At 72.7% G+C, this 24,819-nt stretch carries 28 protein-coding genes and 1 riboswitch; of the genes, 8 read left to right on the forward strand and 20 right to left on the reverse strand.

Going from position 1 to position 24,819, the window contains the following annotated elements; translation table 11 throughout:
* Positions 1 to 9 precede the first annotated feature (9 nt).
* The 9 genes from ACQEVJ_RS23400 to menB all read right to left on the reverse strand — a co-directional run bounded on the left by ACQEVJ_RS23400 (position 10) and on the right by menB (position 8,361).
* Positions 10 to 453 (reverse strand): SRPBCC family protein, encoded by a 444-nt coding sequence (locus tag ACQEVJ_RS23400; RefSeq protein WP_433104340.1) that lies wholly within the window; start codon positions 451 to 453, stop codon positions 10 to 12.
* Positions 454 to 474: 21 nt separating this feature from the next.
* Positions 475 to 825 carry an ArsR/SmtB family transcription factor gene (locus tag ACQEVJ_RS23405; RefSeq protein ID WP_433104342.1) on the reverse strand — a complete coding sequence of 117 codons (351 nt, stop codon included), beginning with the start codon at positions 823 to 825 and terminating at the stop codon, positions 475 to 477.
* Positions 822 to 1,283 (reverse strand): SRPBCC family protein, encoded by a 462-nt coding sequence (locus ACQEVJ_RS23410; protein ID WP_433104344.1) that lies wholly within the window; start codon positions 1,281 to 1,283, stop codon positions 822 to 824. The genes ACQEVJ_RS23405 and ACQEVJ_RS23410 overlap by 4 nt, the downstream gene beginning before the upstream one ends.
* Before the next feature lie 130 nt (positions 1,284 to 1,413).
* Positions 1,414 to 3,009 (reverse strand): PucR family transcriptional regulator, encoded by a 1,596-nt coding sequence (locus ACQEVJ_RS23415; protein ID WP_433104346.1) that lies wholly within the window; start codon positions 3,007 to 3,009, stop codon positions 1,414 to 1,416.
* An 8-nt stretch (positions 3,010 to 3,017) separates the two neighbouring features.
* On the reverse strand, positions 3,018 to 4,337 hold the full coding sequence (locus ACQEVJ_RS23420; protein ID WP_433104348.1) for a serine hydrolase domain-containing protein: 1,320 nt from the start codon (positions 4,335 to 4,337) through the stop codon (positions 3,018 to 3,020).
* 73 nt (positions 4,338 to 4,410) lie between these two features.
* Entirely contained in the window at positions 4,411 to 4,941 is a 531-nt protein-coding gene (locus tag ACQEVJ_RS23425) for a DUF1203 domain-containing protein (protein WP_433104350.1), read from the reverse strand.
* A gap of 55 nt (positions 4,942 to 4,996) precedes the next feature.
* Positions 4,997 to 5,638 (reverse strand): DedA family protein, encoded by a 642-nt coding sequence (locus ACQEVJ_RS23430; RefSeq protein WP_433104352.1) that lies wholly within the window; start codon positions 5,636 to 5,638, stop codon positions 4,997 to 4,999.
* Between the two features lie 124 nt (positions 5,639 to 5,762).
* Positions 5,763 to 7,412 (reverse strand): 2-succinyl-5-enolpyruvyl-6-hydroxy-3-cyclohexene-1-carboxylic-acid synthase, encoded by a 1,650-nt coding sequence (gene menD / locus ACQEVJ_RS23435; RefSeq protein WP_433104354.1) that lies wholly within the window; start codon positions 7,410 to 7,412, stop codon positions 5,763 to 5,765.
* 118 nt (positions 7,413 to 7,530) lie between these two features.
* Positions 7,531 to 8,361: a 1,4-dihydroxy-2-naphthoyl-CoA synthase gene (menB, locus tag ACQEVJ_RS23440; RefSeq protein ID WP_433104356.1), complete on the reverse strand. Its 831-nt coding sequence runs from the start codon at positions 8,359 to 8,361 to the stop codon at positions 7,531 to 7,533.
* Between the two features lie 109 nt (positions 8,362 to 8,470).
* On the opposite strand from menB, the gene ACQEVJ_RS23445 reads away from it, so the two are divergent.
* The 3 genes from ACQEVJ_RS23445 (at position 8,471) to ACQEVJ_RS23455 (ending at position 11,568) form a co-directional block, all read left to right on the forward strand.
* A complete protein-coding gene (locus ACQEVJ_RS23445) occupies positions 8,471 to 9,604 on the forward strand; it encodes an AMP-binding protein (protein ID WP_433104358.1) in 1,134 nt (377 codons plus the stop codon).
* Between the two features lie 39 nt (positions 9,605 to 9,643).
* Entirely contained in the window at positions 9,644 to 10,027 is a 384-nt protein-coding gene (locus tag ACQEVJ_RS23450; RefSeq protein WP_433104360.1) for a hypothetical protein, read from the forward strand.
* A gap of 167 nt (positions 10,028 to 10,194) precedes the next feature.
* Positions 10,195 to 11,568, forward strand: coding sequence for an RNA polymerase sigma factor (locus ACQEVJ_RS23455; protein ID WP_433104362.1), 1,374 nt, complete (start codon positions 10,195 to 10,197; stop codon positions 11,566 to 11,568).
* A gap of 68 nt (positions 11,569 to 11,636) precedes the next feature.
* Here the strand turns inward: ACQEVJ_RS23455 and ACQEVJ_RS23460 are convergent, their stop codons facing one another.
* Complete coding sequence (locus tag ACQEVJ_RS23460) at positions 11,637 to 11,846, reverse strand: hypothetical protein (RefSeq protein ID WP_433104364.1); 210 nt, start codon at positions 11,844 to 11,846, stop codon at positions 11,637 to 11,639.
* 90 nt (positions 11,847 to 11,936) lie between these two features.
* On the opposite strand from ACQEVJ_RS23460, the gene ACQEVJ_RS23465 reads away from it, so the two are divergent.
* Positions 11,937 to 12,137: a hypothetical protein gene (locus tag ACQEVJ_RS23465; RefSeq protein ID WP_433104366.1), complete on the forward strand. Its 201-nt coding sequence runs from the start codon at positions 11,937 to 11,939 to the stop codon at positions 12,135 to 12,137.
* Here the strand turns inward: ACQEVJ_RS23465 and ACQEVJ_RS23470 are convergent.
* A complete protein-coding gene (locus tag ACQEVJ_RS23470) occupies positions 12,118 to 12,516 on the reverse strand; it encodes a hypothetical protein (RefSeq protein WP_433104368.1) in 399 nt (132 codons plus the stop codon). The two genes, ACQEVJ_RS23465 and ACQEVJ_RS23470, sit on opposite strands and share 20 nt — an antisense overlap.
* Positions 12,517 to 12,651: 135 nt before the next feature.
* The gene (locus ACQEVJ_RS23475; RefSeq protein ID WP_433104370.1) at positions 12,652 to 13,104 is read right to left on the reverse strand and encodes a hypothetical protein; all 453 of its coding nucleotides are present in this window, start codon (positions 13,102 to 13,104) and stop codon (positions 12,652 to 12,654) included.
* A 114-nt stretch (positions 13,105 to 13,218) separates the two neighbouring features.
* Here ACQEVJ_RS23475 and ACQEVJ_RS23480 point away from each other — a divergent pair, with 114 nt between their 5' ends.
* Together ACQEVJ_RS23480 and ACQEVJ_RS23485 are read left to right on the forward strand one after the other, a co-directional pair.
* Positions 13,219 to 13,794 (forward strand): TetR/AcrR family transcriptional regulator C-terminal domain-containing protein, encoded by a 576-nt coding sequence (locus ACQEVJ_RS23480; RefSeq protein ID WP_433104372.1) that lies wholly within the window; start codon positions 13,219 to 13,221, stop codon positions 13,792 to 13,794.
* A gap of 324 nt (positions 13,795 to 14,118) precedes the next feature.
* Positions 14,119 to 14,319 (forward strand): DUF5999 family protein, encoded by a 201-nt coding sequence (locus ACQEVJ_RS23485; protein WP_169952435.1) that lies wholly within the window; start codon positions 14,119 to 14,121, stop codon positions 14,317 to 14,319.
* Here ACQEVJ_RS23485 and ACQEVJ_RS23490 read toward each other — a convergent pair.
* A complete protein-coding gene (locus ACQEVJ_RS23490; protein ID WP_433104374.1) occupies positions 14,316 to 14,918 on the reverse strand; it encodes an alpha/beta hydrolase family protein in 603 nt (200 codons plus the stop codon). The two genes, ACQEVJ_RS23485 and ACQEVJ_RS23490, sit on opposite strands and share 4 nt — an antisense overlap.
* Positions 14,919 to 14,975: 57 nt before the next feature.
* On the opposite strand from ACQEVJ_RS23490, the gene ACQEVJ_RS23495 reads away from it, so the two are divergent.
* Complete coding sequence (locus ACQEVJ_RS23495) at positions 14,976 to 15,419, forward strand: hypothetical protein (protein WP_433104376.1); 444 nt, start codon at positions 14,976 to 14,978, stop codon at positions 15,417 to 15,419.
* A 13-nt stretch (positions 15,420 to 15,432) separates the two neighbouring features.
* Here ACQEVJ_RS23495 and ACQEVJ_RS23500 read toward each other — a convergent pair whose 3' ends face one another.
* The 4 genes from ACQEVJ_RS23500 to ACQEVJ_RS23515 all read right to left on the reverse strand — a co-directional run bounded on the left by ACQEVJ_RS23500 (position 15,433) and on the right by ACQEVJ_RS23515 (position 21,858).
* The gene (locus ACQEVJ_RS23500; RefSeq protein ID WP_433104378.1) at positions 15,433 to 15,975 is read right to left on the reverse strand and encodes a hypothetical protein; all 543 of its coding nucleotides are present in this window, start codon (positions 15,973 to 15,975) and stop codon (positions 15,433 to 15,435) included.
* A 91-nt stretch (positions 15,976 to 16,066) separates the two neighbouring features.
* Positions 16,067 to 18,892, reverse strand: a complete 2,826-nt coding sequence (gene gcvP / locus ACQEVJ_RS23505; RefSeq protein WP_433104380.1) for an aminomethyl-transferring glycine dehydrogenase — start codon at positions 18,890 to 18,892, stop codon at positions 16,067 to 16,069.
* 181 nt (positions 18,893 to 19,073) lie between these two features.
* A riboswitch (glycine riboswitch) is annotated at positions 19,074 to 19,167 on the reverse strand.
* Positions 19,168 to 19,189: 22 nt separating this feature from the next.
* The gene (locus ACQEVJ_RS23510; protein ID WP_433104382.1) at positions 19,190 to 19,891 is read right to left on the reverse strand and encodes a response regulator; all 702 of its coding nucleotides are present in this window, start codon (positions 19,889 to 19,891) and stop codon (positions 19,190 to 19,192) included.
* Entirely contained in the window at positions 19,888 to 21,858 is a 1,971-nt protein-coding gene (locus ACQEVJ_RS23515) for a sensor histidine kinase (RefSeq protein ID WP_433104384.1), read from the reverse strand. The genes ACQEVJ_RS23510 and ACQEVJ_RS23515 overlap by 4 nt, the downstream gene beginning before the upstream one ends.
* Before the next feature lie 168 nt (positions 21,859 to 22,026).
* Here ACQEVJ_RS23515 and ACQEVJ_RS23520 point away from each other — a divergent pair, with 168 nt between their 5' ends.
* A complete protein-coding gene (locus tag ACQEVJ_RS23520) occupies positions 22,027 to 22,752 on the forward strand; it encodes a hypothetical protein (RefSeq protein ID WP_433104386.1) in 726 nt (241 codons plus the stop codon).
* Between the two features lie 73 nt (positions 22,753 to 22,825).
* On the opposite strand, the gene ACQEVJ_RS23525 is transcribed toward ACQEVJ_RS23520, so the two are convergent.
* From ACQEVJ_RS23525 to ftsR, 3 genes are all read right to left on the reverse strand, one after another.
* Complete coding sequence (locus ACQEVJ_RS23525) at positions 22,826 to 23,443, reverse strand: MerR family transcriptional regulator (RefSeq protein WP_433104388.1); 618 nt, start codon at positions 23,441 to 23,443, stop codon at positions 22,826 to 22,828.
* Positions 23,444 to 23,598: 155 nt separating this feature from the next.
* Complete coding sequence (locus tag ACQEVJ_RS23530) at positions 23,599 to 24,069, reverse strand: bifunctional nuclease family protein (protein WP_139577972.1); 471 nt, start codon at positions 24,067 to 24,069, stop codon at positions 23,599 to 23,601.
* Positions 24,070 to 24,145: 76 nt separating this feature from the next.
* Complete coding sequence (gene ftsR / locus ACQEVJ_RS23535; protein ID WP_433104390.1) at positions 24,146 to 24,802, reverse strand: transcriptional regulator FtsR; 657 nt, start codon at positions 24,800 to 24,802, stop codon at positions 24,146 to 24,148.
* Positions 24,803 to 24,819 lie beyond the last annotated feature (17 nt).

Raw genomic sequence — 24,819 nt, forward strand, 5'->3', positions numbered from 1 at the left:
CCGCTTCGCTCAGTGCCAGTCGCTGATCTGCACGTCCCGGGGCGCCGGCGCGCCCTCGCCGGTCTCCACCAGGGACTTCAGGCTCATCAGGAACGTCCCCCACTTGGTGCTGCAGTGGTGCATGAACTCCACGGGCTCCTTCCAGCCCCGGTGCCTGAACAGCACGATCGTGTAGTCGCCGTCCTGACGCAGATCCCAGTCGATCGTCGTCCCGATCCATTCCTCGGGGCCGTCGACCACCCGCCACGCCACCCGCTCGGACGGCCGCAGCTCGACGACCTCCATGTCGAAGCCGCCGGGCGGGAACCGGAACTCGAGCACGCCGCCGACGTCGCCGCTCCCCTTCGTGTCGTCGGTCCACCAGCCGGCGAGGCCCTCGACGGTCGTCAGCGCGTCGTACACCTTCTCCGGTGTCGGGGTCCTGACCCCGATCCTGTGCAGAATGTCTGCCATCTCCGGCTCTCCTTGGTCTCGTCAGTCCTGTTGGGTGCGCTGGATCGCCTCGGCGATCCGCTTGATCCGCTGCAGCCGGGCGTCCCACGCCGCCCCGACCGACGACAGCTGGGCCACCGCGCGGGCGAGCTGGGCGTCGTCCACCCGGTAGCGCTTCTCCCGGCCCGCCGGCGTCCCCCGGACCAGACCGGCCCGGTCGAGGACGCCGAGGTGCTTGGCCACCGCCTGACGGGTGACCGGGAGCTGCTGGGCCAGCGAGGTCGCGGTGCCGTCGCCCTCGATGAGCAGCAGGTCGAGCATCCGGCGCCGGGTCGGGTCTCCGATCGCGGACCAGAGGTCGTCGTCGACGTTCTCGGCCACCGTGGTGCTCATGGCCGCACCCGCAGCGTCGCGACGTACGGCGCCAGCCGCGGCAGGTAGAAGTCCCAGCCGGTGACGTGCTCCTGGTACTGCTGCTCAAGGACGGCGGCCTCCCAGCCCATCTCACGGAAGCCGGACTCGGTCATCTTGAGCAGCGTCCCACCGCCTGAGGGGGTCAGGTCGAAGGTGACCAGCAGCGAGTTGCCCTCGGCCGCGACCTCGCCGGCCGGGTGCGTCCAGCGGAACGAGAACGTCCGCGGTGGGCGCGCGTCGACGACGGTGAACGGCACCACCGCCCCGCCGGCGGCGGGGTCACCGAAGACGATCTCCCCCGCCGACCCGGGTGCCGGCTCGTATCGGGCGTCGTCCGGCCACCACTCCTTGAGGTGGTCGGGGCTGCTCACCACCTCGAAGACGATCTCCGGCGACGCCTCGATGTAGATCTCGCGCTCGATGGTGCCGAACTCCATGTCAGCCTCCTGCAACCTTTGGTTGCACGTCAATCTATCCAAGAGGCCGACTTCGCGCAACCATCGGTTGCTCATCGAAGTCGCGTGAGTCCCTTCACGCGGGTTGCGGCTTCTTCCGGCGCGCGTCGTGCTATCGGCCGAAGACGCGCATCTGGAGCATGACGCTGAGCCGCGCGTCGGGGTCGGCCAGGTCCAGCCCGCCGATCTCGGTCAGCCGCTTGAGGCGGTAGCGGAACGTGTTGGCGTGCACGTGGACCCGCGCGGCGGCGGCGTTGACGTCGCCGAAGGCGTCCAGATAGGCCCGCAGGGTGGCGACCAGCTCGCTGCCGTGCTCGGCGTCGTACGCGAGCAGCCGCTCGTACGGCCCGGTAGGCGCCTGTTTGTCCGCCCTGACCAGGTCGGACAGCTGGAGCAGCAACGCCTCGAAGTGCACGCTCGTGTACCCGGACACCTGGCCGGAGGCGCCCCTGGCACGCAGCACCCGCAGCGCCCGGTCGGCGTCGGCCCGCGACCGGGCCACCTCGGTGAGGTCGGCCGCCAGGCGCCCCACGCCGATGTTGGCCGCGTGCCGGGGACCGACCCTGGTGAGGAAGCTCTCCGCCACGCGTACAGCCCGCGTCTCCTCCTGCCCGCCGGCCTGCAGGGGCAGCACGGCGTAGGCGACGGAGCCGACCAGCGCGGCGGCGGCCTTGGGGTGGATGGCCCCGACGTGCAGGGCGAGGGCGTCGCAGAACCGCTGCCTGTCGCCCTCCAGCCGGGCGGCGTCGTCGTAGGTCTCCTCGGTGAGCTGCGCCGCGAGCACGCACAGGCGCTCGCTCGCAACACCCAGCCGGCCCGCTGCCTCCGCCGCGTCGCGGCCGCCGGCGAGCACGGTCGACAGCAGGTCGGCGCGCAGCCGCCTGCTGGTGTCGGCCCCGGCGCGCTGCCGCAGGAGCTGCAACGCGACGATCTTGGCGGCGTCGGCGAGGGCGCGCCGCCGCTGCTCGCTCAGCGGCTCGCGCACCGCCGCCCAGATGGAGCCGAGGATCTCGTCCCCCGAGCGGACGGCCACCGCCGCCCGGTTGATCCCCTCGTCGTGCATTTCGATGTAGATCGGCTCGCGGCTCTGGTAGAGCCGGCGGAAGACGCCCCCGTCCTCCAGCATCCGCCGGTACCGCTCCGGCACCTGGCGGCCGAGCACGGTCGCCACCCGCCCGGGATCGGCCTCCTCCTGGCGCTCGGAGTAGGCCAGCACCCGCGAGGAGCGGTCCTCGATGGTCACCGGCGCGTCCAGCAGCGCGCACACGGCGTTGGCCAGCGAGAACAGGCCGTCCGGCGGGGGTTCTCCGGGCTCGGCGAGATCGCCTTCACCGCGTAGCTCCGCGAGCAGGGAGCGCAGCAGCGCCGCCACCTGGGCCCAGGAGGCGGCGCGGGTGAGGCCGAGCACCGCGACCCCGGTCTCCAGGACCTTCGCGCGGAGCGGCTCGTCCACCTCCACGGGCTGCTTGACGACGACGCCGGCCGCCGGACCGGCCGCGTCGAGCAGGGCCCGGATCCGCTCGGCCGAGTCCACCCCGACAGCGAGCACGAGAGCCCCCTCCTGGAGCAGCGGCTCGTCCAGGGGGTCGTAGATGTGCACCCCGGTGACCTCGGCGTCGAGGTCACCGGGTGAGGCGGCCACGTCGAGCACGGTGCTGCCGAGGTCCTCCAGGACCCGGCGCAGGCTGGCGCGCGGCCGTGCGGTCATCTCTCGTTTCAGCCGATCCTGGGCGTGGCCCGCGCGCCGAAGTGGACGTACGGCGTGCCGTCGGCGAGCTGGAAGAACACCGCCGACCACCAGTCGGGCTGCCCCTGCGGGCGGCCGACGAAGGTGACGTCGTCCACCGGCACGAGGTCGAAGTCCATGGGCGGCTGCGCGCCGGCGAGGGCCCCGGTGGCCTCCATGTGCGTCGCGAGCGCTCCGTCGCGCACGGTCATCGTGATGCGCATGCCGGCCCGCTCGTAGACCCCGGCGTACCGCTCCACGTCGGTCTCGTACGGCTCGGCCGGCGGGCCGAGCACGGGCGGGACGGTCAGGCCGAGCAGGTCGGCGAACAACTCGGTGGCCACCGCGTGCTGGAAGGCGCCGGTCTGGCCGCCGTTGGCCAGCACGCACACGGCCGTGCCCGCGTCGGGGACCGCCCAGAGCATGGCCGCCTGGCCGATCGTGTTGCCGCCGTGGGAGATCACCCGGCGGCCGTCCCACTCGTCGAGGATCCAGCCGATCCCCCACTGCCTGCCCAGTGTGTGCGGGTTGGGGACGTCGACCTGCGGCTCCCACATCGCCCGCGGGTCGGCCAGCAGGCCGCCTTCCAGGTGGGCGCGGGCGAAGGCCACGACGTCGGCGGCGCGGGCGCAGATCAGCCCGGCCGGCCCGGCCGAGCGCATCAGGCCCCACATCGGCGCGGGCGCGCCGCCCATGTGGCCCATGGCCGCGCGGAAGCGCAGGACGTCCTCCGGCAGGGTCCAGGTGTGGGTCAGGCCCAGCGGCTCGACGACCTGCTCGCGCAGCGCGGCGTCCCACACCTTGCCGGTCAGGCGCTCGACCACCCGCCCCAGGACGGAGAAGCCGGAGTTGCAGTACGACTGGGTGGCGCCGAGCGGGTGGTTCTGCGCGAGGTCCGCGCACGCCTCGACGTACTTCTCCAGGCAGTCGTCGCCCCGGCCGGTGTCGAGGAACAGGTCCCCGTCGATGCCCGAGGTGTGCGACAGCAGGTGCCGGAGCGTGACCGTCTTGGTCACCTCCGGGTCCGCCACCTTGAACTCCGGCAGGATCTCCCGCACCGGGGTGTCGAGGGTGACCCGCCCCTCCTCGACGAGGAGCATGATCTGCGTCGAGGTCCACAGCTTCGTGATCGAGCCGATCTGGAAGAGTGAGTCGGGGGTCGCCTCGACACCGGTGGCGACGTTGAGCACGCCGGCGGCGAACTCGTGGACCTCTCCCTCGTGCAGGAAGGCCAGGGTCGCGCCGGGCACCTCGTACTCGGCGATCAGCTCACCGAGCCGGGTCTGCCACCGTCCTGCCGCTTCAACCATCGGAGGGGGTCCTTTCGTCGCCGGGCCGTTGCCCGAACGCTAGGCGTCCTTTCCCGCCGCTGCTTCGTCCGCCTCAACGAACCGGCGCATCGGTCGTAGTGGGATTCTCCAACACAATGCGCCGTACCTCGAACATGAAGCAGCCGAACTCCACCGCCCGGACGTGGACCACCGCCGTTTCCGGGTCCTCCAGCAGGGTGTCCAGCAGGATCGACGCCGCGAGGGGGTCGGCCGACTGGTGCGCCTCCACGAGGTGCCCGTTCAGGATGGACCCGTCGGCCCGGTAGGTGCGGAAGACCCGCCGCGCGCCGCCCATGGCCGCCGGGTAGCCGGGCGGGGGTCCCTCGCACGGCTCCTCGTGGACGAACACCGGCCCGACCTCCTCGTACGCCCCGGGGTCGGCGCCGGTCTCCACCGCCCAGCGGCGCAGCGGCGCGTAGGCCGCGAGCAGGACCGCCTCCCCGGGCCGGGAGCGGCGCAGGCAGCAGCGCAGCGGGCTGCCGCCCTCCTCATCGACGATCCGGCGCGGCCCGCGCCCGGCGTCGTCGGTCTTCCTGAGCTGGTCAAGCACGTCGGGCGCGATGGCCCTGATCTCGAATGCCATGCCCTCATCGTGGCCTTGCGGCCGTCCGGAGGGCTGGCGGGAAACGGACCGCGCGTTACGAGGCGCTGACGGTCTCCGGCACGCTCTCCTCCTCGGCCGTCGCCTTGGCGGCCTTGCGCTTGAGCCACACCGTAGTTCCCAGGCCGACCAGGACGGCGACCACCAGCCCCACCCAGGAGAAGCCCTTCAGCCACTTGTCGGCCACCACGCCCAGGTAGTAGATCGCGGCCGTGGTCCCGCCGGCCCACGCGACGCCGCCGAGGACGTTGGCGACGAGGAAGCGCCAGTAGGGCATGTGCAGGGCCCCGGCCAGCGGCCCGGCGAGGATCCGCAGCAGGGCGATGAAGCGGCCGAAGAACACCGCCCACATCCCGTGGCGGTTGAACATGTGCTCCGCCTTGGCGATGTGCGCGGGGCCGAAGTGCTTGGGGAAACGCCGTCCCAGCCGGTCGAACAGCTGCCGTCCGCCCTTGCGGCCGATCAGGTAGCCGATCGAGTCCCCCACGATCGCGCCGCCGCTCGCGCACATCCCGACGACCACGGGGTCCACGACCCCTCTGGCCGACAGCAGCGCGGCGCTCACCAGCACGATCTCACCCGGGAGCGGGATGCCCAGGCTCTCCAGCCCGATGACGGCGCCCACGAGCACATAGACCCAGACGGACGGGATGGTCTGCAGCCACTCGTCGACGTGCATCTCACTCCTCAACGCGGTAACAGCACCCATTCTGCCGTCGCCCCGCGAGTGCGACATCCGCCTGAAGGACCAACGCGGGTACGCCGCCGGAATGAGAGGCTCGCCCCACCTCCGACGGAGACGATCAGTCGCGCATCGCAGCGCGTACGGCGTCGCGCATCGCGACGTGGACGGCCGCGTTGCGCACCCGGTCGGTGCGGACCTCCACGATCCGCAGGCCGTCCCCCTTGATCGCCCTGGACAGCTCCTCCGGCTCCTCAACCAGCGCGTACGGCAGGCCGCTCGCGGCGGCGAGGTAGCCGAGATCCACCCCGTGGGGGGTGCCGAAGACCCGCTCGAACGGGTCCTCGAGCGCGGCCTGCGGCAGCAGCGAGAAGATCCCGCCGCCGTCGTTGTTCACCACCACCAGGCACAGGTCGGGCCGGGGCTCGCGCGGGCCGAGGATCAGCCCGTTCTGGTCGTGCAGCAGCGTGAGGTCGCCGATCAGCGCGTACGCCGGGCCGTTGTGGGCGAGCGCGGCGCCGACGGCGGTGGAGACCAGGCCGTCGATGCCCGAGGCCCCCCGGTTGGCCATCAGCCGCAGCCCCCGCCGGGGGTGCATGGCCTGGTCGAGGTCGCGGATCGGCATGGACGATCCGCAGAACAGCAGCGAGCCGTTGGGCAGCACCTCGACGAGGTCCCTGGCCAGCCGCGGCTCGGTCATCCCGGAGGAGTCGAGAACCCCGTCGATCGCCTCGCGGGCCACGAGGTCGGCGTGCCGCCAGGCGCGCAGCCAGGCGTCCCCGCCTGCCGCGATCGGGATCTCCACGGCCTGGGCCACCTGGGTCGCCGAGCGGGTCGGGTCGGGCCACCGGGTCAGGTCGGAGGCCACCACGATGTGCTCCTCGGCGCGGCGCATCCACGACAGCAGCGGGCGCGACAGCCCGGGGCGGCCGAGGGTGACCACGACGTCGGGCCGGTGGGCGTCGGCCCACTCCTGGTCGCCCAGCAGGAAGTGGTAGGCCGAGATCGCGTGGTCGCCGTAACGGCCGCCGCCGTTGGGCTCCGACAGCACGGGCCAGCCCGCCATGCCCGCGGCGGCCACGTACCGCCGCACGTTGGCGGCGCCGTCGCCGACGACCAGCACCCCGCGCCGGGTCGGCGGGATGTGCAGGGCGGCGGAGGGCGGCGCGACCCGCGCGCGGAACCACGCGCCGGAGGCGTCGCCGTCCAACGGCTCGCACCAGCTCGCGTCGCCGTCGGGGATCAACGGCTCGCGGAAGGCCACGTTGAGGTGGACGGGCCCGGGGTCCGGCGGCCCTGCGGCCCGCTGGCAGGCCCGGCACACCAGCGACCGCCAGTAGGCCACCTGGCCCGGCCGCTCCTCCGGCACGCCGACCTCGGCGAACCAGCGCACGGCCGAGCCGTACAGCTTGACCTGGTCGATCGTCTGGTTGGCGCCGGTGCCGCGCAGCTCGGGCGGCCGGTCGGCGGTCAGCAGGAGCAGCGGCACGCCCGACTCGGACGCCTCGATCACGGCGGGGTGGAAGTTCGCCGCCGCCGTGCCCGAGGTGCAGATCAGGGCCACCGGCCGCTCGGATCGCTTGGCCAGGCCGAGCGCGACGTACGAGGCCGACCGCTCGTCGACGCGCACGTGCAGTCGCACCCGCGAATCGGCGTGCGCGGCGAGCGCCAGCGGCGCGGACCGGGAGCCCGGGGCGAGCACCACATCGGTGACCCCGCAGCGCACCAGTTCGTCGATCAGGACGGTCGAGAGGGCGGTCGCCGGGTTCACCGCCGCGCCTCCAGAACGCCCAGGCCGGCCCGGTTCCTGTCCACCCGCCCGTCTCCTCCCGTTCCCGCAGCCGCAAGCGTACGGCAAAACCGAGAGGCCGCCGTCATCACGCGACCTTCTACGGGCGGCGGGGGAACTTCGAGAAGTCCGGCTTGCGCTTCTCCTTGAACGCGTCGCGGCCCTCCTGGGCCTCCTCGCTCATGTAGTAGATCAGCGTCGCGTCGCCGGCGAACTGCTGCATGCCGGCCGCGCCGTCGGTCACCGCGTTGAGCGCGCCCTTCAGCATGCGCAGCGCGAGGGGCGACTTCTCCAGCAGCTCGCGGGCCCACTGGACGGTCTCCTCCTCCAGGCGCTCCAGCGGCACCACCGCGTTGACCAGGCCCCACTGGAGCGCGGTCTCGGCGTCGTACTGGCGGCACAGGTACCAGATCTCGCGGGCTCGCTTGAGGCCCACGGTCTCGGCGAGCAGCCAGGAGCCGTACCCGCCGTCGAACGAGCCCACCTTGGGGCCGGTCTGGCCGAACCTGGCGTTGTCGGCGGCGATCGTCAGGTCGCAGCAGACGTGCAGCACGTGGCCGCCGCCGATCGCGTAGCCCGCCACCATGGCGATGACCGGCTTGGGGCAGCGGCGGATCTGCACCTGCAGGTCCAGGACGTTGAGCCGGCCGATGCCGTGGGTCTTGTCGTCCACGTAGCCGTCGTCGCCGCGGATCTTCTGGTCGCCGCCGGAGCAGAACGCCTTGTCCCCGGCGCCGGTGAAGATGATCACACCGACCTCGGTGTCCTCCTGAGCGCGGTTGAAGGCCTCGCGGAGCTCGAACAAGGTCGTGGGTCGGAAGGCGTTGTGCCGCTCGGGGCGGTTGATCGTGATCTTCGCGATCCCCTCCGCGGTCTCGTAGATGATGTCCTCGTACTCGCCCGACCGCTTCCAGTCGACCCCGCTCGTCACGCCCACTCCTTCGTCGTCACCAACCAGGCGGTGAGCCTCCGGCCACCGCGCCGGGACTAACCTTACGACCGTGCTCAGCCGTCCAGGACATCGCCCAAGACAGCGACCCGTGCACGCCCTCGTCCTGCCTCCGGGGCCCGCCCTGTCCGAGGCCGTACGGCAGGCCCTGACCGGCGACGGGCCCGCCGTGCTGCCGCTGTCGCCCGACCTGCCGCGGCCCGCGCTGGAGGCGACGCTCGCCGCGCTGCGCCCCACCCACGTCGTCACCGCCGACGGCGTACGGCGCGAGCCGGACGGAGAGCCGTCCGACGCGGCGCTGATCATCGCGACCTCCGGCTCCACCGGCGTCCCGAAGGGCGTGGAGCTGACGGCCGAGGCGCTGCTCGCCTCGGCCCGCGCCTCGCTGGCCAGGCTCGGCGCCCGCGAGGGCGACCGCTGGCTGTGCTGCCTGCCGCCGTCGCACATCTCGGGCGCGCAGGTGCTCGTCCGGTCGCTGCTGTGCGGCACCGAGCCGATCGTCCACGCGCGGTTCTCCCCCGCCGAGGTCGCCGCGAGCGGGGCGGACCACGTCTCGCTGGTCCCCACCCAGCTGCGGCGGATGCTGGACGCGGGGGCCGACGTCGCGGCTTTCGGCACGATCCTGCTCGGCGGGGCCGCCGCGTCCTCGGGCCTGCTGGCCGAGGCCCACGCGGCGGGGGCCACGATCGTCACCACGTACGGCTCGAGCGAGACGAGCGGCGGGTGCGTGTACGACGGCGTGCCGCTCGACGGCGTCGAGGTCAAGATCGGCGGCGACGGGCGGGTGCGGATCGCGGGCCCGGTGCTGTTCTCGGGTTACCGCCTGCGCGAGGAACGGCCCTTCGAGGGCGGCTGGTTCGTCACCTCCGACCTGGGCTCGATCGAGGACGGGCGGCTCACCGTGCTGGGCCGGGCCGACGACGTGATCAACACCGGCGGCCGGAAGGTCGTGGCCGGCGCGGTCGCCGAGGTCCTGGCCGGCCACCCGGCCGTACGCGACGTCGTGGTGGTGGGCAGGCCCGACCCCGAGTGGGGCGAGATCGTGGTCGCCGTCGTGATCCCCCGGGATGCCGGCGAGGTCACTCTCGGCGAGCTGAGGGCCTTCTCCAAGGAGCGGCTGCCCGCCTATGCCGCGCCGCGCGCCGTCGAGCTGGTGTCCCAGATCCCGCTCCTGCCGAACGGCAAACCCGATATGGTCGAACTCAAGAACCGGAACCGCGGATGACCGTCGTGCGTCTATGAGAGCGGGGGAAGGGGACGCCGCATGCAACCGATCCGCCTCACGCCGGCCCACAAGATGATGGCCTCCGCCGTGCTCGTCGGCGTCGTCATCGTGGGCGGGGCGTCGGTCACCGCCGCCGCCTTCGCCGGCCGCCTTGACGACGTCGCGAAGGTGGGCGACGCTCCCGCCGCCAAGCTCGGCCCTGGGGCGGGCGGCCACGGGGGATCGGTCGAGGTCTCCCCCGACGATTCCGGCGACGGCGACCTCACCGGGCCGCGGTCCACCCCCGAGGTCGACCCCGACGTGGTGTTGAAGGAGCTCACGGACGACCCGAACGGGGTCGCCGACTACTGGACGCCCGAGCGCATCCAGGGCGCGAACCCCATGCCGGTGCCCGAGGTCAGCGTCAGCATCATCCCCGACTGACCCGGCCGCCGACCCGGCCGCCGGGCGAGTTCGACAGCCTCCCCCGCGGGGTGAGGGAACAAACCAGGCGCGAGAGCGTTATTGATACTGGTGCGCTGAGCCGCCGGACGCCGCGCCCCGATCGCAAGCATTCGAACTGATGAACTCCGCAAGGAGGAGGTGTCCTCATGCCCCGGACCGCCGTGGCGGCCTCGCTCGATCGCGAGGCGACCCCGACGACGCTCGACCTGCTACTGGAGCGAGGCCGTGCACAGGGTCGCCTTTCCCTGTCGGAGCTGCGCGAGGCCTTCGCGAAGGCCGGCGTCAGCCCCGTCGAGGGCCGCTCGATCCTGCGCGAGCTCACCGAGGCGGGCGTGAACCTGGCCTCCGACAACGGCGCGGAGCACGAGCCGGGCGCGCAGACCGAGGCGGCCGCCGAGGCGCGGACCGCCGCCAAGGCGCCGGCCAGGAAGTCCCGCCGGGCCGCACAGGCCGCGGCGCAGGCCAAGAACACGCCGGCCTCAAGGAGCGCCGCGAAGAAGGCGGGCAAGGCCGCCGACGAGGAGCCGTACGACGAGGAGCTCCAGGCCGACGAGGCCGAGGCGGAGGACGGCGAGACGCTCGACCTCGACGACACCTCCTCGGTCATGGGCGACTCGGTGCACACCTACCTGAAGTCCATCGGCCGCCGCACCCTGCTCACCGCCGCCCAGGAGGTGGAGCTGGCCAAGCGCATCGAGGCCGGTCTGTACGCCGAGTACAAGCTGGAGACCGCGCTCGAGAGCGGGGACCTGCCGCCGCACGTACGTGAGGACCTGGAGTGGGTCATCGAGGACGGCAGGCGAGCCAAGGACCACATGCTGGAGGCCAACCTCCGCCTGGTCGTCTCGGTGGCCAAGAAGTACACCGACCGCGGCATGGCCCTGCTCGACGTCGTGCAGGAGGGCAACCTCGGCCTGATCCGCGCCGTCGAGAAGTTCGACTACACCAAGGGCTACAAGTTCTCGACCTACGCCATGTGGTGGATCCGGCAGGCCATCCAGCGCGGCTTCGCCGACTCGGCCCGCACGATCCGGCTGCCCGTCCACGTGCTGGAGATGCTGTCGAAGCTGTCGCGCGTCGAGCGTGACATGCACCAGCGGCTCGGCCGGGAGCCCACGCCGGAGGAGCTGGCCGTCGAGCTGGACAAGACGCCGGACCAGATCGAGGAGCTGCTGCGCACCAGCCGGCAGCCGATCAGCCTCGACTCGACCATCGGCGAGGACGGCGAGACCCGCATCGGCGACCTCATCGAGGACGTCGACTCCCCCGAAGCGTCCGAGGTCGTGGACCGGCAGCTGCTGGCCGAGCAGCTCAAGGGCGTGCTGAGCAACCTGTCGCCGCGCGAGGCCAAGATCATGAGCCTGCGCTTCGGCCTGGCCGACGGCAAGCCGCACACGCTGGACGAGATCGGCAAGCACCTGGGCCTGACCCGGGAGCGGATCCGCCAGCTGGAGAAGGAGTCGCTGTCCAAGCTGCGCCACCCGAGCAACACCCGCCCGCTGCTCGACTGGGCTAGCTGAGACCTGGGCCAGCTGAACCAGACGTCCGTACGGCCCGCGCCCTCAGGGGGTGCGGGCCGTACTGCTTTTCACCCGGCCTGGTGGTCGTCCCGCCTGCCGCCGCGGAGCCGGTGGAGGAACACCCACAGTGCGGGGCGGGAGGGTCTCCTGTCGCCGTCGCCGGGAACGTCCTCCGGCCGGCTCGCGGAGTCGCCGTCCGCGCCTGACTCCCGGCGAGGCGGCGGGGCGAAGCCCTGGCGGACCTCGTACTGCACGGGGAGGGACCGCAGCGCGCGCATGAAGGGAGAGGACGCCAGGGCAGCTGATCGGGCGAGAGGGCGAGTCTCAACGCGGAGAAGCGCTCCAGCAGCCGGCGCACGGCGATGGTGGTGAGCTGGGTGGCCAGCCGCCGGCTCGGGCACCGATGCGGGCCCGCGCCCCACGACAGGTGCGTGCGGGTGCTGCGCACGGTGTCGTCGCTGAGCGCGGAGGCGATCTGCGGATCGTTGTTCGCCGCCGCGACGGACAGCAGCACGGGGTCGCCCGCGGCGATCGTGAAGCCCCCCAGCTTCACGTCCGCCCTGGCGTAGCGTCCCCGCGCTCGAGGGTGACGCCGAGGAGGTGGTTGGCGACCATCAACGGCAGCGGCCGCCCGTACTGGGCGAACAGGTCCGCGAGCCCGGAGGACGACCCCTCCGTGACGACGTCGATGAGATCGTCGCAGTACCGCAGGATGGCGCGCTCCATCGCCTGGGCCTGCGGATGAGCGGGGTCCTGGTATGGCCGCAGCGCCGCGTCCCAGGCCGCGCGGCCCATGCGGTGCCTGTCCCCGTCCTGGAACCCGGTGTTGTCCGCCGCGAGGAGGGCCAACGGCGGCCAGTCGGCGGGAACCCGGCCTTCGGTGTACGCCCGCCAGTTGGCCACGCACTTGCTCCACCGGTCGCCCGCGTTCTGCAGGACGTGCAGCACCTCTTCGTAGCCGAGGACGAACCAGACAGGGACGCCGAGGAGGTCCGGGCGTCCGGGGCGGAAACGACGACCGGCCCGCCGGGGCTGAAGAACCCCGGCGGGCCGGCGGACGGGCCTGTGCGGGCCTGCTCGTGCCTAGTGATTCGCGGCGGCCAGGCCCTTGCGCACGTCGCGCGGGGTCAGCCGGGCGGGGTCGCCCGTCTTGGAGGCGCGGGGCACCCGGGGGATGCCGCTGAGGCGGTGCGCCTCGCGCATCGTGCGCAGGCGGTTCACCTCGTCGGTCCACAGCGCACCGTTGGGGGTGGCCTTCGCCTTGCGCCGGGCGATCCTGCTGTCGTAGGACTTCACGCCGAAGGTGGCGCGCTGGCCCGCCTCCGCGGCGCGCAGCGCCTCTGTCAGGGCGGAGTCGAGGCCCAGGGCCGCCTCACGGAGCTCGGGGAGCGGCACGCCCGCCGCCTTCGCCTCCTGGAACCGCCGCTGCGCCACCCGGACCTTCTCCAGCACGTGGTCGAAGTCCTTCCGGATCTCCAGATCCGCGTGGTAGCGGACCTCCGCCTCCCGGCTCACCCGCGGACGGAAAAACGCCATCGTCAGCCCCTTCGGTATCGAACTCGCGTCCCAACCGGTAGCGTACGCGCTCCGCGCAGGGGCCCGTACCGCAGGGTGCGCCGCCCTTTACGAAGTAAGGCTCGATATGGCAGCATGATCGCCGTGCCTGCCAAGCGACCACCCGTCCCCCTGTCCCGCGAGCGGATCATCGACGCCGCCCTGCACATCGCCGACGGCCAGGGCCTGCGCCGGCTGACCATGCGCCGCCTCGGCGACGCCCTCCAGGTGGAGGCCATGGCCATCTACCACCACCTGCCGCGGGGCAAGGATGCGCTGATGGACGCCCTCGCCGAGCACGTGACGACCGTGGAGGTCGATCCGGCCGCCGCCACCACCTGGCAGGACAGGGCGCGCGCCTGGGCCCGCGCGAGCCGTGCCGCGCTGCTCGAGCACCCGGGCGTGCTGTCGCTGGCCCTGACCAAGCCGCCGAAGGGGTCGGCCCTCATCGCGATCGGGGAGCAGACCGAGCAGTTGCGCGAGGCGGGGGCGGGCGACCCGGCGGGAGCGGTCCGCGCGCTTCGGGCCTACGTGTTCGGCAGCGTGGCGGTGGAGGTCCAGCAGTCGGGGTGGGCCGACCCGGACGCCGAGGTGCGCGACGCGCGCACCGCCGAGGGCGAGCGCGACTTCGAGCACGGCCTCGACGCGTTGATCGCCGGCCTCGGCGGCTGAGACCTGGGGATTTCCGGGCCGTCCGCATCGGTCACTCCTGGTGGCCGGAATCTGTGATCTCTCGGTTACCCGGCCGTCGGCGTGTCGAGGCTGGACCGTTGCCTCCAATGGGGCATTCTTGTGTACTAGGTCACATCAGTGCGCGTGAGCCTGCTCGGGGTGCGGCCGGGTTCCCTGCCCGACCGGCGGAAATGCTCCGAACGGACTATGTCGTACGGATGCCGCCGAGCCGCAAACTGGTGTAGTCCAGTGTGGTGTGCGTCATACCCCACGGACGCCAGGAAGACAAAAAAGAGCGAACGATAAAGACACGGAGCCCCGGCGATGTGCCCTCATGAACCGGCCTGTCCCACCGCGGACGCGAAAGACCGAGAAGCCGCCCGCACGATAGCCTGCCACCCGGAGCAGGGCTGGAGCCTTCTCTGCAACGGCGTCGTGCTGTTCGAGGACACCGGCGAGCTGCTGCCCGACGGCGGCGTCATCGCCCCGCACCGCCCCACCGACATGGCCATCAGCGCGGCCTAGCCCTCCACCGACAGAGGCGGAAGCAGCCACCGCGCCACCACCTCGCCCACCCGGGCGGGGTCCTTCTTGAACTCGTGCCCCTCCCCCGGGAGGACCACGAGACATGCGGCGTCCTTCTCGTCCGGCACGCCGAACGGATCCCGATCCCCGTTGACCACGAGCACGGGGGTCCCCGCCTGCCGCAGCTCTTCCGCACGTGACCGTTCCGGCTTGCCCGGCGGGTGGAGCGGGAACGCGAGCGCCACCACCGCATCGGCCCCGGCGGCGCGCGCGGTGCGGCAGGCGACCCGCGCGCCGTTGCTCCGCCCGCCCTGGACGAACGGCAGGCCCGGGTGGCGCTCGCGGAGCGCGGCGACGATCGACAGCCACGCCTCGTCCTGCTTTACCGCCGACCCCGGCGCTCGCGCGCCGCGCAGCCGGAACGGCTGCACCACCCGGGCGACGGTCCCCCCTGTGGCCAGCACCGCGTCTCGTACGGCGAGAAGGTCGGGGGCGTCCGCACCTCCCCCGGACCCGTGGGTCAGGACCAGCAGCAGCCGCGGATCGGCCGCCTCGTCCACCTCGGCCAGGGCGCGGCCGTGCGGAGTGTCGATCTCCATGCCGGTGACGGTATCGGGTCCGACCGGAGCAGGAGGACCCGACCCTCCGATCGGAGGATGGCAGTCCCCCGTGTAAGGGGCGAGAATGTCATGGTGCCGGACATCGCATCGCAGCAGCCGCCCACGACCGGGCGTCCCGTCCCTCCGCCGACGGCGGCCCCCTCGACCCGCGAGGACCTGCGCGCCGTCATGGCGGCCCGCCGCGACCTCGGCCCGGAGTACGAGGACGCGCTGGTCGACTCGTTCCTCGACAAGCTCGACGTGGAGATCGCCGCGCGGGTGCGCAACGAGGTGGCGGCCCAGCTGCGCCACCAGCCGCCCGGGCCCCCGGTCAAGCAGAAGGACAGCGCCGTAGGCGTGGCCATGGGGTCGCTGGCCCTGGGCATCCCGTTGACCGGGATCGCGGTGGGGAACGCCGGCCTGGCGGGCCTGCTCCTGTCCTGGGGCGGGATCATCGCGGTCAACTTCGCCTACGCCATCAGCCGCCGCGTCCAGCGCTGAGCCACTTCCCGGCTCAGGCCTCGACGCCCTCCTCCATGGCGGGACGCACGTCCCGCCCGAGGCGCAGCCGCACCTGCTCGGCCAGCGCCTCGTCGGGGTGGTCGAGGCCGTAGCGCCACACGGTCTCCGCGTCGGCGTCGCGGCCCCGCAGCGGCAGCGTACGGGCCAGCAGCTCGATCGCGAGCGCGCCCGTTCCGGCGTCGGCCCCCTCCTGGCGGCTGTCCTCCACCGCCCCGGCGAACTGCGCGCACGCCATCTCCAGGTGCGCCATGCCGAGCAGCACCCGCAGGCGTGCCGGGTCGGCCACCGCGCTGACCGACAGCGCCTCCAGCAGGACGTCGGCGGCCCTCTCGGGCTCGCCGTCCTCAAGCAGCCGCTCGGCCATCCGCTCGACCACGACGGACAGGCCCTCGCCGGCCTCGCCGCGGTCCGGCGCGTTCTCGTCCGCGGCGAGTTCCGCGAAGATCGCGGCCGCGCCGTCGAGGTCGCCGCCCTCGGCGAGCCGGCGTGCGTGGTCGAGCCGGTCGGACCGCCGCCCGGAATCGATGGCCGTCATACAGGGGCCTCGCATGGTCGCAGGTGATGAGAAACGATCACCGCGATCTTAACGAGACCGGCCGCCGGGCGGGGCCGACATACTGAACTGATCAGTCCTCGTACGCCTCGAGCGGCGGGCAGGAGCAGACGAGGTTGCGGTCGCCGTACGCCTGGTCGATGCGGCGCACCGGCGACCAGTACTTGTCGTCCCGCAGGCCGGGCACCGGGTAGGCGGCCACCGCCCGCGCGTACGGGTGGGCCCACTCGTCGGCGGTGAGGCACTCGGCCGTGTGCGGGGCGTTGCGCAGCGGGTTGTCGGTCTTGTCGTACTCGCCCGACGCCACCTTCGCGATCTCGCCCCTGATGGCGATCATCGCGTCGGCGAAGCGGTCGAGCTCGGCCAGGTCCTCGCTCTCGGTCGGCTCGATCATGAGCGTCCCGGCGACGGGGAACGACATCGTGGGCGCGTGGAAGCCGTAGTCGATCAGCCGCTTGGCCACGTCGTCCACCGTGACGCCGGTCTCCTTGGTGATCTGGCGCAGGTCGACGATGCACTCGTGGGCGACCAGGCCGTCCCGGCCGGTGTACAGCACCGGGTAGTGCGGCGCCAGCCGCCGAGCCAGGTAGTTGGCCGACAGGATCGCCTGCTCGGTGGCCTGCCGCAGCCCGTCGGCGCCCATCATCCTGACGTACGCCCAGGAGATCGGCAGGATGCCCGCCGAGCCGTACGGCGCCGCCGACACGTGCGCCGGCAGGTGCTCGGCGAGGTGGGCCTTGACCGCCACCGGGCCGACGCCGGGGCCGCCGCCGCCGTGCGGGATGCAGAAGGTCTTGTGCAGGTTCAGGTGGGAGACGTCCGCGCCGAACTCGCCCAGCTTGGCCAGGCCCACCAGCGCGTTGAGGTTGGCGCCGTCGACGTAGACCTGCCCGCCGGCCTCGTGCACCCGCTCGCAGATCTCGACGATCGTCTCCTCGTACACCCCGTGGGTGGACGGGTACGTCACCATGATCGCGGCGAGCGCGTCGCGGTGCTTGTCGATCTTGGCGGTGAGATCCGCCAGGTCGACGTTGCCGTTCTCGTCGCAGGCCACCACGACCACCCGCATGCCCGCCATGACGGCGCTGGCGGCGTTGGTGCCGTGGGCGGAGGACGGGATGAGGCACACGTCGCGGCCGCCCTCGCCCCTGGAGCGGTGGTAGGACCTGATGGCCAGCAAGCCGGCGAACTCGCCCTGGGAGCCCGCGTTCGGCTGGATCGACACCCGGTCGTAGCCGGTGACCTCGGCCAGCCAGCCCTCCAGCGTCGCGATCAGCTCGGCGTACCCCTCGGCCTGCTCAGCGGGCGCGAACGGGTGGATCGAGGCGAACTCCGGCCAGGTGATCGGTTCCATCTCGGTGGTCGCGTTGAGCTTCATCGTGCAGGAGCCCAGCGGGATCATCGAGCGGTCGAGCGCGATGTCCTTGTCCTGCAGCCGCCGCAGGTAGCGCAGCATCGCCGTCTCGGACCGGTGGGAGTGGAACACCGGGTGGGTGAGGAAGTCCGAGGTCCGCTGCAGGCCGGCCGGGAGCGCGTCGGAGGTCACCCGGTCGAGGTCCTCGACCACGAGTCCGGACGCGCCGAACGCCGCCCAGACCGCCCGCAGGTGGTCCGTGGTGGTCTTCTCGTCGCAGGCGACGCCGACGTGGTCGTCGTCGGCCAGGCGCAGGTTCACGCCCCGCTCGGCGGCGGCGGCCACGACCTCGGCGGCCCGTCCGGGCACGCGGGCGAGCACGGTCTCGAAGAACTCGTCGTGGACGATCTCGACGCCGCCCTCGCGCAGCCCGGCGGCGAGGACGACCGCGTGGCGGTGCACCCGCTGGGCGATCCTCCTGAGGCCTTCCGGGCCGTGGTAGACGGCGTACATCGAGGCCATGACGGCGAGCAGGACCTGCGCGGTGCAGATGTTGCTGGTGGCCTTCTCCCGCCGGATGTGCTGCTCGCGGGTCTGCAGGGCCAGCCGGTAGGCCGTACGGCCGTCGGCGTCCACCGAGACCCCGACGAGGCGGCCCGGCATCTGCCGCTGAAGGCCCTCTCGGACGGCCATGTACGCCGCGTGGGGGCCGCCGTAGCCCAGCGGGACACCGAAGCGCTGGGAGGAGCCGACGGCGATGTCTGCGCCCTGCTCGCCCGGGGACTCCAGCAGGGTCAGCGACAGCAGGTCGGCCGCGGCCACCAGCTGCGCCCCCTGGGCGTGCGCCCGCTCGGCGACGGCGCGGAAGGACGCCGCCCGCCCGCTCGCGCCCGGGTACTGGACGAGGACCCCGAAGCACTCGGGCAGCTCGCCGGCGAGGTCGGACTCCACCAGCGTGATGCCGAGCGGCTCGGCGCGGGTCGCCAGCACGGCCTTGGTCTGCGGCAGCGCGTCGGCGTCCACCACGAACACGTCGGTCTTCACCTTGCTCGCCCGGCGGGCCAGCGTCATCGCCTCGGCCGCGGCCGTCGCCTCGTCGAGCAGGGACGCGCCGGCGACGTCGAGGCCGGTGAGGTCCGACACGACCGTCTGGAAGTTCAGCAGCGCCTCCAGCCGCCCCTGGGAGATCTCCGGCTGGTAGGGCGTGTACGCGGTGTACCAGCCCGGGTTCTCCAGCACGTTGCGGAGGACGACGCCCGGGGTGATCGTGTCGTAGTACCCGAGGCCGATCATCGGGGTCAGCACGCGGTTGCGGCCGGCGAGGGCGCGCAGTTCGGCCAGCGCCTCGGCCTCCCCCACCGCCTCGGGCAGGTTCAGCGGGCCGCGCGTGCGGATCGCCTCGGGCACGGCCACGGCGAGCAGGTCGGCCACCGACTCGTAGCCGACTGCCTCCAGCATCCGGGCGCGGCCGGCCTCGGAGGGGCCGATATGACGGGTGGCGAAGGGCGGAGCGGAAAGATCGCGAAGCGTGGACCGATCGGTCATGACAGGGGCCTCCTGAGCGGGTTGAGACCTGCGGCGACCGCCCGGCGCCTGCATGGCGCGGCCGGTCGTGAAGCGGTCTCCCCCTCTGTCATCGGACCTGAGAGCTTCACCGGGCCGTCGAGCCCGGCTTTCCCCTTCGGTGAGGCGCCGCCTGGCCGACGGGCCTGCTTTTCAGAGTCGCCTCGTCCGTGCGGTACGGATGCCTGAGAGATTCCGGGGAGGTTTGCTCCTTCGGCGCCCCTGAAAAGGCCAGGGGTCTCTCCCGCACGAGGTCGTCGGCCATACCCACTCTACCGGCTATCCGTTATCGGCCCGACTCGTGCCTTGCGCGAAACCGAGGCCGGCCTGGCGGGCCCGGACGATGGCCTCGGCCCGGTCGGCGACCGCCAGCTTGGCGAAGATGGCGGTGATGTGGTTGCTGACCGTCTTTCCGCTGATGGACAGGTGCCGGGCGATCGCCGCGTTGGACCGGCCGGCCGCGATGAGGTCGAGGACCTCCCGTTCGCGCACCGTGAGCTCGGGGAAGGGCTCGGGGACAGGATCGGAGCCCGGCGCGAGGGACGCGCCCTGCGCGAAGAAGTCGATGATCCGGCGGGCCACGCTCGGGCCGAAGACGGCATGCCCGGCCGCGACCGACCGGAGCGCCCGGATGATCTCCTCCTGCTGCGCGCCCTTGACCAGGTAGCCGAAGGCGCCGGCACGCATCGCGGCGAACACCGACTCGTCGTCCTCGAACATCGTGAGCACGAGCACCCGGGTGGCGGGCACGGCGCGCACGATGGCCCGGGTGGCCTCCACGCCGTTGGTGTCCGGCATGTGCAGGTCCATGACCACCACGTCGGGGCGGGTGAGCTGCACCTCGCGGCGGGCGGCGTCGCCGTCGCCGGCCTCGCCCACCACCACGATGTCGGGCAGCGACGCGACCAGGGCGCGCAGCCCCTCCCGCATCAGCGGGTGGTCGTCGACGACGACGATCCTGATCGGTTCCCCGGCGGTCATGACTGCTCCAGTGGTAGCCGGGCGTGGACGCGGCCTCCCCGGTCGGTGGGGCCCGCGGTGAGCGTACCGCCCAGTTCGGCCGCCCGCTCGTGCATGGAGCGCAGGCCCACGCCGTGCGGCCAGGCGCCGACGCCGCCGGCGCCGTCGTCGCTCACTTCCACGTGCAGCGCGTGGTCGGCGCGCAGGCGGATCCGGCACGCCGCGGCCGGGCCGTGGCGCAGCGCGTTGGTGACGGCCTCGGTGGCGATGCGGTACGCCGCCACCTCCACCGCGGCGGCCAGCGGCGGCAGGTCGTCCGGGGCGTCGACGGTGACCACGCACCCGGCGTGCTCGCGGCGCCAGGACTGCTGGGCGCGCTGGCGCAGCGCGCCGACGAGCCCGAACTCGTCGAGGTCGGGCGGGCGCAGGTCGTAGACGAGGCGGCGGATGTCGCCGATCGCGGTGGTCAGGTCGGCGCGCAGGTCGAGCAGGAGCCGCCCGCTCCGCTCCGGGTCGGTGCCGCGCAGGTTGTGAGCGGCATCGGCCTTGAGGGTCACCGCGGTGAGCACCGTGCCGAGGCCGTCGTGCAGGTCGCGGCGCAGCCGCCGGCGTTCCTCCTCCCGTGCGGCGACGATGCGCTTGCGGGACTCGCCCAGTTGCTCGGACAGGCGCACCGCCTGCAGGGCCAGGCCGACGGGGGCGGCCAGCAACCCCAGGGCGCGCCGGTCGGCGCCGGACAGCCGGCTCTCTCCGGCACGCAGCCCGACGAGCAGGTCGGCGGGCGGCCCGTCGGCCACCTCCAGCGACACGGTGTGCCGCAGCTGCGGCGGCCGGCCGTACGTGGCGACCAGCCGCCCGTCGGAGCTGACCGCGGCGTAGGGCAGCCGCAGCGCCTCGCACACGGCCCGCAGCACCCCGTCGAGGCCGGTGCCGAGCCGCAGGCCGACCCGGGCCGCCGCCGCCGCGGGGTCGCGGCGCTGCCCGTACAGGACCCGGTCAACCACCGACTGGACGGCCGAGCGGGCGGGTGCGAAGGCGAGCGCGATGACCGCGGTCGCGATCAGCGGGGTGGCCGACAGCCGGTCCTGCGCCAGCGCGGACAGCGCCGCGACGATGCCCAGGTACGCCACCACGACGCCGAGCGTGAGCACCGCGTACACGAGCGACCGGTTGACGATCAGCTCGATGTCGTACAACCGGTGGCGCAGGATGGCCACCGTGGCTGCGGCCGGGATCAGCGGCAGGGTCAGCAGGAACAGCACCGGCCCGTCGGTCGTGACCATCCGCTGGAGGTTGAGCGCCGCGAACAGGCCCACTGCCCACAACAGCCACATCAGCCGCAGCCGCGCCGCCCCACGCGACCGGCGGGTGCGCAGGCCGAGCGCGACGAGGGCGGCCAGCAGCACCAGCGCGTCGGCGGCGGCGAACACCGGCACCAGACGCCGGGCCGCCTCGCCTGCCACGGCGGGCAGCAGCGGGGCGCCCGCGGCCGGCCCGCCCTCGGCCACTCCCGCCGCCAGGGGCAGGGTCAGGACCGGTGTGAGCGGCAGGACGGCGAGGGTGGCGACGACCAGCGGCCGCCAGCGCCGCGACAGCGGCCTGCCGTCGGGGAACAGCTGGACGATCAGCGGAAGGCAGACGGTCGGCGCCGGGATCCACACGGTGACGCCGAACAGCTCGACCGCCCGCGCCCACCCCTCCGGCAGCTCCACCGCGCCGGAGAGCAGCCCGAGGCAGGCCACGCTCAGCGTGTAGCAGGCGCCGTACGCCACGAACAGGAGCCCGATGCGGTGCCCGGGCCGGTACGCCAGCACGAGCGCGCCGAACGCGGTGAAGGTCAGCGCCTGGGCGCTGTTGGTCAACAGGTACGAGTCGTCGGCCGCGTCGGCGAAGGTGAGCCCGCCGAGGAACCACGACACCCACGCCGCCGCGACCACGACCGCCGTGAAAGTGCCCACCGCGACCGGGCCGGCCCGCCTGACTGCCATGGGCTCATCATCGGGTCCCGCCGCTCCCGTCAGCCATAGGAGCGCGCTCCCAGATCGGCGGGCGGCTCCGGGACCGGGATCGGGAGTCCGCTCCCACGACGGCGGGAGTGCCGCGCGCCCACCCTCGGACTCGATCGGACAGCCCTCGGATTCTCCAGGAGGACCATCATGCAGCCGGACACCGGCACCCGCGCCGCCACCGCCCCGCGCAAACCGCTGCGGGACGTGCGCGGCTTCTGGCGGGTGCTGCTCGCCGTCGTCGCCCCGCTCCCCATGCTCGGCATGGGCCTGCACTACGTCTTCAGCCCCGTGGACGGCGGCGAGTCGTTCGAGGCCACGGTCGCGGCGTACGCGGCCCACGAGCAGCTGGCGGGCCTGATCCGCTGGTTCGGCCTGCCGTTCCTGGTCGGGCTGATCCCGGCCACGTTCGCCGTGGCCTGGGTGGCCCGGCGCGGCGCTCCCCGGCTCGCCACGGCGGGCGCGCTCCTCGCGCTGCTCGGCGACCTGGCCGGATTCCCCCTGACCCGCGGCGGCGACGACCTCGCGTACCTCACGGTGACGCGGGGCTTCGACGTGGCGACCATGGCGAAGATCCAGAGTGCCCTGGAGGACGACCCCGTGCAACTGGTGGCGGGGCTGCTGTTCATCGTGGGCATCGTCATCGGCCTGCTGCTGCTCGGCCTCGCGCTCTGGCGCAGCGGCGCGGCGCCGGCCTGGATGGGCATCGTCCTCGCGGCCGGCGGGTTCACGCACCCGTTCATGCCCGGACACGTCGCGTCGGGCATCGGCCTGCTGGTCGCGGCCGTGGGCTTCGCCGGCGCCTCCGTCGCCCTGCTGCGCATGCGCGACGACGAGTTCGACCTTCCCCCCGCGCGGCCTGCCGCGCGTGCCTGACCCCGTTCGGGAACCCGCCCCGGCCTCCGCTCACCCGGCCCGCCCGGCTTCGAGCGGTCGCCGGGGCGTCCGTTCAGCCGGTCCTGCGGGCCTTTCTTCGGCGGGCCAGCTCGTCCGCCGGATAGTCCCCCTCCGCATCCGGAGCGGCCTCCGCGCGCTCACCCGGAAGCTCGGCCAGCGATCCCTCGACCTCCCGCCAGACCCGCCCGAGTGCGATGCCGAACACGCCCTGGCCGCCCTGCAGCAGGTCGATCACCTCGTCGGCGCTCGTGCACTCGTAGACGCTCACGCCGTCGCTCATCAAAGTGATCTGGGCCAGGTCGTTGACACCGCGGTCGCGCAGATGCCGTACGGCGGTGCGTATCTGCTGGAGGGAGACCCCCGTGTCCAGAAGACGTTTGACGACCTTCAGGACGAGGATGTCGCGGAAGCTGTACAGTCGCTGGGACCCGGATCCCTGGGCGGCCCTTATCGTCGGGAGCACCAGCTCGGTCCGGGCCCAGTAGTCGAGCTGCCGGTAGGTGATTCCGGCCGCCGCGCACGCCGTGGGCCCGCGGTATCCGATGCCCTGGGGCAGCGCCGTCGGCTGCTCGTCGAACAGCAGGCCCTGTTCGCCGGCGCGCTCGCGCGCCGCCTGCCGAACCGGGTCGTGCTGGCCGGCCGACTTACCCTCGCCGCTGCTGACCGCCACTGCGGACCTCCGGCTTTCTCTCATCCCACGGTCTGATCTGGGGGTTCGTGAATTACAACCGTGGTTTCCCTTGCACCGTAGGACCGGGGCCATCGTCAGTCAACGACCCCGTCCGGCGCGTCGTGAAGCGTAATCTCCCGAAATCGTCCGGCACGTCAGCCCGCCCGGCCGAAGTCTTCCGGTGTGATTTTGTCCAGGAACTCGCGGAACTTTTCCACTTCGTCTTCCTGGTCGTCGGGCATGCTCACGCCCGCTTCCTGGATCACGTCCTCACTCGCGTAGATCGTCGCACCCGTACGCAACGCCAGCGCGATCGAGTCCGAAGGACGGGCGCTGACCTCCACGCCGTTGGAGAAGACCAGATCGGCGAAGAAGATTCCATCGCGGAGCGCGACGATGTTGACGGTGCGCAACCGCACCCCCAAGGCCTCAAGAACGTCACGGAACAAGTCGTGGGTCAGCGGCCGGGGCGGCGGCTCCTCCGCCTGGGCCAACGCGATAGCGGTCGCCTCGGTCATGCCTATCCAGATCGGCAGGTACCGATCGCCGCTCGTCTCCTTTAGGAGAACGATCGGCTGGTTGGTGGGCATCTCAACGCGAACCCCCACGACCTCCATCTGCAACACGGGCGGCTCCGTCTCAAGCGTCGCGGCATATCACCAGGCATTCAACGTAACACCCACGGAGGTGCGGATGTGCCGGTCACCGCCCCAGAACGCCGCGAACACTCCCACGCAGTAACGCATTGTGCAGTTCCTGGAGAAGTCCGGAGATCTCCCGGGCGGTCTCGTCCGCCTCCGCGATCGCTCCGGGCGCCTTGCGCCGCAGCAGCGGGGCCACCGCCTGCTCGATCAGACCGGCCTCCCGCTCCACCGCCGCGCGGACCGCCCTCAGGTGCCGCGCCTGCAGGCCGAACCGCGCCAGCGCCCCCACGCTGCGCGCGACCTCCAGCGCCTCCTCGTCGTACCGGCGCGCCACGGAAGCGACCAGGCCGAAGCTCTCCATCTCGGCCAGGGTCTCCTCATCGATGCCGGCGGCCTCGATGAGCTCCTCCCGGCTGAGACGCACGGGCGGGGCGCCGTCGGACACGGCGTGCGGACGGGCCGCCTGCTCGTCCAGCTGATCCTTGATCACGCGAAGCGGCAGGTACTGGTCACGCTGCGCGCGCAGGATGTACCGCAGGCGCTCGACGTCGGTGTAGGTGAACTTGCGGTAGCCCGACGGGCTCCGCTGGGGCTCGATCAGCCCCTCACCCTCCAGAAACCGGATCTTGGAGACGGTCACGTCCGGGAACTCGCCCTGCAGCAGGGCGAGCACCTCCCCGATGCTCATGAACGCCCGTACGGCCTGCGCGCTCATGACTCCTCCTCCTCACC

Source organism: Microbispora sp. CA-102843 (genome assembly GCF_050936215.1).
Taxonomy (GTDB): domain Bacteria; phylum Actinomycetota; class Actinomycetes; order Streptosporangiales; family Streptosporangiaceae; genus Microbispora.